The sequence below is a fragment of the Mycobacterium sp. TH-M106 genome, from assembly GCF_057473765.1.
Window position 1 is genome coordinate 1 of the sequence record NZ_JBYCLE010000031.1, and the last position, 6,221, is coordinate 6,221.

7 protein-coding genes are annotated in these 6,221 nt (G+C 67.2%); 5 read left to right on the forward strand and 2 right to left on the reverse strand.

From position 1 onward, the window contains the following. From AC2VOP_RS00965 to AC2VOP_RS00985, 5 genes are all read left to right on the forward strand, one after another. The coding region (locus tag AC2VOP_RS00965; protein WP_486959224.1) for a DEAD/DEAH box helicase at positions 1-950 on the forward strand (950 nt) is incomplete at its 5' end. A 92-nt stretch (positions 951-1,042) separates the two neighbouring features. Next, a complete protein-coding gene (locus AC2VOP_RS00970) occupies positions 1,043-2,404 on the forward strand; it encodes a glutamine synthetase family protein (protein ID WP_486959225.1) in 1,362 nt (453 codons plus the stop codon). Continuing rightward, positions 2,301-3,137 (forward strand): gamma-glutamyl-gamma-aminobutyrate hydrolase family protein, encoded by an 837-nt coding sequence (locus AC2VOP_RS00975; RefSeq protein ID WP_486959226.1) that lies wholly within the window; start codon positions 2,301-2,303, stop codon positions 3,135-3,137. Before AC2VOP_RS00970 ends, AC2VOP_RS00975 begins: the two co-directional genes overlap by 104 nt. Continuing rightward, positions 3,134-4,501 carry an aldehyde dehydrogenase family protein gene (locus tag AC2VOP_RS00980; protein WP_486959227.1) on the forward strand — a complete coding sequence of 456 codons (1,368 nt, stop codon included), beginning with the start codon at positions 3,134-3,136 and terminating at the stop codon, positions 4,499-4,501. The genes AC2VOP_RS00975 and AC2VOP_RS00980 overlap by 4 nt, the downstream gene beginning before the upstream one ends. Before the next feature lie 14 nt (positions 4,502-4,515). Continuing rightward, positions 4,516-5,301: a 3-oxoacyl-ACP reductase gene (locus tag AC2VOP_RS00985; protein ID WP_486959230.1), complete on the forward strand. Its 786-nt coding sequence runs from the start codon at positions 4,516-4,518 to the stop codon at positions 5,299-5,301. Between the two features lie 161 nt (positions 5,302-5,462). Here the strand turns inward: AC2VOP_RS00985 and AC2VOP_RS00990 are convergent, their stop codons facing one another. After that, entirely contained in the window at positions 5,463-5,843 is a 381-nt protein-coding gene (locus AC2VOP_RS00990) for a HicB family toxin-antitoxin system (protein WP_486959228.1), read from the reverse strand. After that, a complete protein-coding gene (locus AC2VOP_RS00995) occupies positions 5,836-6,048 on the reverse strand; it encodes a type II toxin-antitoxin system HicA family toxin (RefSeq protein WP_486959229.1) in 213 nt (70 codons plus the stop codon). Before AC2VOP_RS00995 ends, AC2VOP_RS00990 begins: the two co-directional genes overlap by 8 nt. Positions 6,049-6,221: the final 173 nt, after the last annotated feature.

Here is a 6,221-nt window from a genome sequence, read left to right on the forward strand (position 1 = left end):
CCGCATTCAAACTGGCGATCACCGGCACCCCGATGGAGAACAATTTGATGGAGCTGTGGTCGCTGCTGTCGATCACGGTGCCGGGGCTGTTCCCATCTCCGAAGGTGTTCGGCGACTACTTCCGCAAGCCCATAGAGTCGGGCGCTAACCGCGATCGGTTGCCGGTGTTGCGCCGCCGGATCAAACCGGTGATGATGCGGCGGACGAAAACCCAGGTGCTCGCCGAACTCCCGGCGAAACAAGAACAGATCCTCACCGTAGCCCTGGGGGCCAAACACCGCAGGATCTACGACACTCGGCTGGCCCGCGAACGCCAGAAAGTGCTCGGGCTGCTCGGCGACTGGGAGAAGAACCGATTCCGGATCTTCCGGTCACTGACTCTGCTGCGTCAACTGAGCCTGCATCCCGGCCTGATCGACGCCTCCGAGATGAATGCCGGCTCGGTGAAGATCGACTTTCTCGTCGAGCAGCTGCCCCAGTTGGCCGCCGAGGGCCACAGCGCTCTGGTGTTCAGCCAGTTCACCGGGTTCTTGTCCATCTTGCGGTCGCACTTGGACTCAGCCGGGATCACCTACAGCTATCTGGACGGGTCGGTCAACGCCCGCCGACGGCGGGAGGCGCTGGCGCAGTTCGCCGACGGGGTCAGCAAGGTGTTTTTGATCAGCCTCAAGGCCGGCGGATTCGGCCTCAACCTGACCGAGGCCGACTACTGCTTCTTGTGCGATCCATGGTGGAGTCCGGCCGCTGAAGCTCAGGCCGTGGACCGGACCCACCGCATCGGCCAGACTCGCCCGGTCACCGTCTACCGGCTGGTCTCCGGGGGCACCATCGAAGAGAAGGTGGTCGCCCTGCAGCAGCGCAAACGTGAACTGTTCACCGCCGTGATGGACGACGGTGAGCTGTTCAGCTCGGCGATCAGCGCGTCGGACGTGGCCGAGCTGCTCAAGTAGCAGGTTGCGCTGGCCGTGGGCATCCACGGCTCGGCGAAGGCCCTCGCAACCCTCGATCCGGGCTTACCACCCGTGCGGTTACCGTTGACCCCATGCTGTCGTTCGCTGAGCTGGAGCGGCTGGTTGCCTGCGACGAGATCGATACCGTCGTACTGGCGTTCCCGGACATGCAGGGCCGGCTGGTGGGCAAACGGGTGGCGGCTCCCCACTTCATTGCCGAGGTCGCCGACAACGGCGCGGAGTGCTGCGGCTACCTGCTGGCCGTCGACGTCGAAATGAACACCGTGCCCGGTTACCCGATCGCTGACTGGAGCACCGGCTACGGCGACATGGTGATGAAACCCGACCCCGCGACGTTGCGGCGCATCCCGTGGCTGCCCGGCACGGCGCAGGTGCTCGCCGACCTGTACTGGCCCGACGGCAGCCCGGTCGCGCTCGCGCCGCGCGCGATCCTGGCCACCCAGATCGGCCGGCTGGCCGACCGCGGCCTGGTGCCCTACACCGCCACCGAGCTGGAATTCCTGGTTTTCGACGACACCTACCGGCAGGCTTGGGCCAGCGGTTACCGCGGGCTCACCCCGGCGACCGACTACAACGCCGACTACGGGCTGGCGCCCGGTGCCCGCCTGGAGCCGCTGCTGCGGGACATCCGACTGCACATGACCGCCGCGGGGATGGTGTGCGAGGCCGTCAAAGGCGAATGCCACAGCGGCCAGCAGGAGATCACGTTCCGCTACGGACAGGCCATGCCCACCTGCGACAACCATGTCGTCTACAAGAACGGTGCGAAGGAGATCGCCGAGCAGCACGGCAAGAGCCTGACGTTCATGGCGAAATACGACCAGCGCGAGGGAAACAGCTGCCACGTCCACATTTCGTTGCGCGGACTCGACGGCGCCGCGGTGTTCCCCGACGCCGGCGCACCGCACGGCATGTCACCGCTGTTCGGCAGCTTCATCGCCGGGCAGCTGGCCACGCTTGCCGAGCTGACCCTGTGTTACGCACCGAACATCAACTCCTACAAAAGGTTTGTCAGTACGAGCTTCGCGCCGACCGCGATCGCATGGGGGCTGGACAACCGCACCTGTGCGCTGCGCGTGCTCGGTCACGGCGACGGGCTGCGGATGGAGTGCCGGATACCCGGCGGCGATGTGAACCCGTATCTGGCGGTCGCGGCGCTGATCGCCGGTGGCCTGTACGGGATCGACAACGAGCTTGCGCTGCCGGAACCGGTGGCCGGTGACGCCTACCAAGCGGCATCGCAGGGCGAGCTGCAGCAATTGCCGACTACGCTGGGTGAGGCCGCGGCATTATTCGGTGAATCCGCGGTGGCGCGCAAGGCGTTCGGCGATGACGTCGTTGATCACTACCTCAACAACGCCCGGGTGGAGTTGCGCGCGTTCAACACGGCGGTCACCGACTGGGAGCGGGTGCGCGGATTTGAACGACTCTGACCCCGTGCGGCCGACGGTGGGGTTGACCACCTATCTCGACCGGGCCCAGACCGGAGTCTGGGACGTGCCCGCCAGTTTTCTGCCGGCCGGCTACTTCCAGGGCATCACCGCCGCCGGCGGCGTTGCGGTGCTGCTGCCGCCGCAGCCGGTGAACCGAGAGATCGCTGCCCGGGTGCTCGACGGGCTGGACGGCCTGGTGGTCACCGGCGGCAAGGACGTCGACCCCAGCTCCTACGGTCAGCTGCGGCATCGGGCCACCGACGAGCCCAGCCGAGACCGCGACGCCTGGGAGTTCGCCCTGCTGACGGAGGCACTCGAGCGGGGGCTGCCGGTGCTGGGGATCTGTCGTGGCGCGCAAATGCTCAACGTCGCACTCGGCGGAACGCTGCACCAGCACCTGCCGGATGTCCTCGGGCACAGCGGGCACCGGGCGGGCAACGCGGTGTTCACCACGGTGGGTGTGCGCACCGTGCCGGAGACCCGGCTGGCGGCGCTGCTCGGCGAATCGGCCGAGGTGCCGTGCTACCACCACCAGGGGATCGCCGAGGTCGGTGATCACCTGGTGGTCAGCGCGCGAGATGACGACGGCGTGATCGAGGCGATCGAGCTGCCCGGGGAGAGCTTTGTGCTTGCGGTGCAGTGGCATCCGGAGGAATCTCTCGACGACCTGCGGCTGTTCGCGGCGATCGTGGATGCGGCACGCTCCTATGCCGCCGGGCGGGTGGCCTCGTGAGTAGCAGCCAGCTGATCAATCCGGCCACCGGGCAGGCGCTGGGGTCCGTCGAGCAGTCGGATGTGGCTGCCGTCGACGACGCGGTGCGCCGCGCGCAGGCGGCGCAGCGGCGCTGGGCGCGGTTGGAGCCGGCGCAACGGGCGGCCGCGCTGCGGGCTTACGCCGCCGTCGTCGACGCCCACGTCGACGAACTGGCCGCGCTGGAGGTCGCCAACGCCGGGCACCCGGTCTCGGCGGCCGAGTGGGAGGCCGGACATGTCCGCGACGTGCTGCAGTTCTATGCCGCCAGCCCGGAACGCCTGTCCGGCAGGCAGATTCCGGTTGCCGGCGGGCTCGACGTCACCTTCCACGAGCCGGTCGGCGTCGTAGCCGTTATCACCCCGTGGAACTTCCCGATGCCGATCGCGTCGTGGGGCATCGCGCCTGCGCTGGCCACCGGCAACGCTGTGCTGGTCAAACCCGCCGAGTGGACACCGCTGACCACGATCCGACTCGGTGAGCTGGCGGTGGAAGCCGGGCTGGACCCCGGCCTGCTGCAGGTGCTGCCCGGCCGGGGCTCGGTGGTGGGGGAGCGCCTGGTCAGCCACCCGGACATCCGCAAGATCGTCTTCACCGGTTCGACGCAGACCGGCACCCGGGTGATGGCCGCCGCGGCAGCACAGGTGAAGCGGGTCACCCTGGAGCTGGGCGGCAAAAGCGCCAACATCGTGTTCGACGATTGCGACCTCGAACGCGCCGCCGCGACTGCGCCCTACGGGGTGTTTGACAACGCCGGTCAGGACTGTTGCGCCCGCAGCCGGATCCTGGTGCAGCGCAGTGTTTACCAGCGGTTCATGGAGTTGCTTGAGCCGGCGGTCAAAGGTGTCGTCGTCGGCGACCCGACGTCCCGTGACACCGAGATGGGTCCGCTGGTGTCGCGTGGCCACTGGGAGAAGGTCGCCTCCTACGTGCCCGACGATGCCCCAGTCGCATTCCGCGGGCACGCCCCGACCGGCCCGGGTTTCTGGTTTGCGCCGACCGTGCTGACCCCGGCACGCACCGACCGCTGCGTGATCGAGGAGATCTTCGGCCCGGTGGTCACCGTGCTGGCGTTCGACGACGAATCCGACGCGATCACCCTGGCCAACGACACCGCCTACGGGCTTTCCGGGTCGGTCTGGACCGACGACCTGTCCCGCGCGCTGCGGGTGGCTCGCGCGGTGGAAGCCGGGAATCTGTCGGTGAATTCGCATTCTTCGGTGCGGTTCAACACACCGTTCGGTGGCTTCAAGCAGTCGGGGCTGGGTCGCGAACTGGGTGCCGATGCGCCGCTGGCGTTCACCGAGACCAAGAATGTCTTCATCGCGGTCAAGGAAGCCCAGTGAGCCCAGTGAGCCCAGTGAGCCCGGCGACCGATCTGACCCAGCGGCTGGCCGGGCGGACAGCCGTGGTCACCGGCGCCGGCGGCGGGATCGGTTTGGCGGCGGCCCGGCGCTTGCGCGCCGAGGGCGCCACGATCGTGGTGGGCGATGTCGACCCGGTCGCGGGTGCGGCGACCGCCGACGAGCTGGGCGGGTTGTTTGTGGCGGTGGATGTGTGCGACCAGGCCGCTGTCGATGCGCTGTTCGACACCGCGGCCGACACTTTCGGCTCGGTGGACATCGCGTTCAACAACGCCGGCATCTCCCCGCCCGATGATGACGTGATCGAGCGCACCGAGTTGCCGGCGTGGCAGCGGGTTCAAGACGTCAACCTGAAATCGGTGTACCTGTGCTGCCGCGCGGCGCTGCGGCACATGGTGCCCGCCGGGCGTGGATCGATCATCAACACTGCCTCGTTCGTCGCGGTGATGGGCTCGGCGACGTCGCAGATCTCCTACACCGCATCCAAGGGCGGGGTGCTGGCCATGTCGCGGGAACTGGGGGTGCAGTACGCGCGGCAGGGCATCCGGGTCAACGCGCTGTGCCCGGGGCCGGTGAACACGCCGCTGCTGCAGGAACTTTTCGCCGCTGACCCGGAACGAGCGGCCCGTCGCCTGGTGCACGTGCCGATGGGCCGGTTCGCCGAACCGGAGGAGATCGCCGCCGCAGTAGCGTTTTTGGCCAGTGACGACGCGTCGTTCATCACCGCGTCGACGTTCCTCGTCGACGGCGGGATCAGCTCGGCCTACGTGACGCCGCTGTAAAACCGGACCTGCGATGGCCACGCCAGACTGGGCCCGCCAAACTCGCGCACCAGCACCCCGCCACGAGGCCGCCCGCGTCGATGACTGGCCGCGCTCGACACCCCCGAACACCGCGCCGCCCAAGAAACCCTGCCCGGTTCGGCAGTCGGTAGGGCGGTTTATTAATTCGTCAGCTGGCTGACCCGTTGCGGGGAGACGTGCAGTAGTTCTGCGGTGTCGCGCACCGGTACCCCGGCCGCTGTCAGTGATCGTGCGTAATCGGCCGCCTGGTCTTGGGCTGCCTGAAGGGCATCGGTGGCGGCGGTACGGGCCGCGGTGATGCGGTCGGCGGCGGCGGCGACGTCACCAACGCCGGGAACGTCGATGCCTGTGATGCGAATGTCGATATCGCTGAGCGGAGTGGCGGTGCTGATGGCGATCAGGCTTTTGGCCATGTCAGCGATCTCGCTGATCCGGCGAGCCTGGGTGAGCTGGTCGATCTCGGGTACCCGTATCATCCACCAGCGTCCGTCACGGTTGACTTCGACGTTGTAGCTAGGCATTGCTGCTGGCCTCCTTGCTGTCCGCGATGGCCTTGTTGACCTTGCGAACCACGCCGGGGCTGATCGTTCGGTGACTGTCCGGGACCGGCACCCACACCCCCGATGGATGGGTCCACTTGGAGTGGCGACCATCGGTGCTGCTGCGGATGAACCCTGCCCCCTTCAGCCGCTTAATGACCGTCCGAGTAGGTTCCGCTTTCACCACGACACTAGTCTATGAAGGTAGACATATTATAGTCTAGTCCGATAGATATATATCTTACTTTCGATCGTTCATGAGACAGCTGTCAACGGCAAGTGAAAACTGACCCCCTGGCGGCATCTGAAAATTGACCCCCTAGGCCCGGATGGTTGGTGGTTATTCTTCGGTGGTTCCGG

Bases quoted from the DNA above. Each gene is read 5' to 3' on its own strand.
- AC2VOP_RS00990 (WP_486959228.1), bottom strand. From the start codon at position 5,843: ATGCCTAGCTACAACGTCGAAGTCAACCGTGACGGACGCTGGTGGATG.
- AC2VOP_RS00975 (WP_486959226.1), top strand. From the start codon at position 2,301: ATGACGTCGTTGATCACTACCTCAACAACGCCCGGGTGGAGTTGCGCG.
- AC2VOP_RS00970 (WP_486959225.1), top strand. From the start codon at position 1,043: ATGCTGTCGTTCGCTGAGCTGGAGCGGCTGGTTGCCTGCGACGAGATC.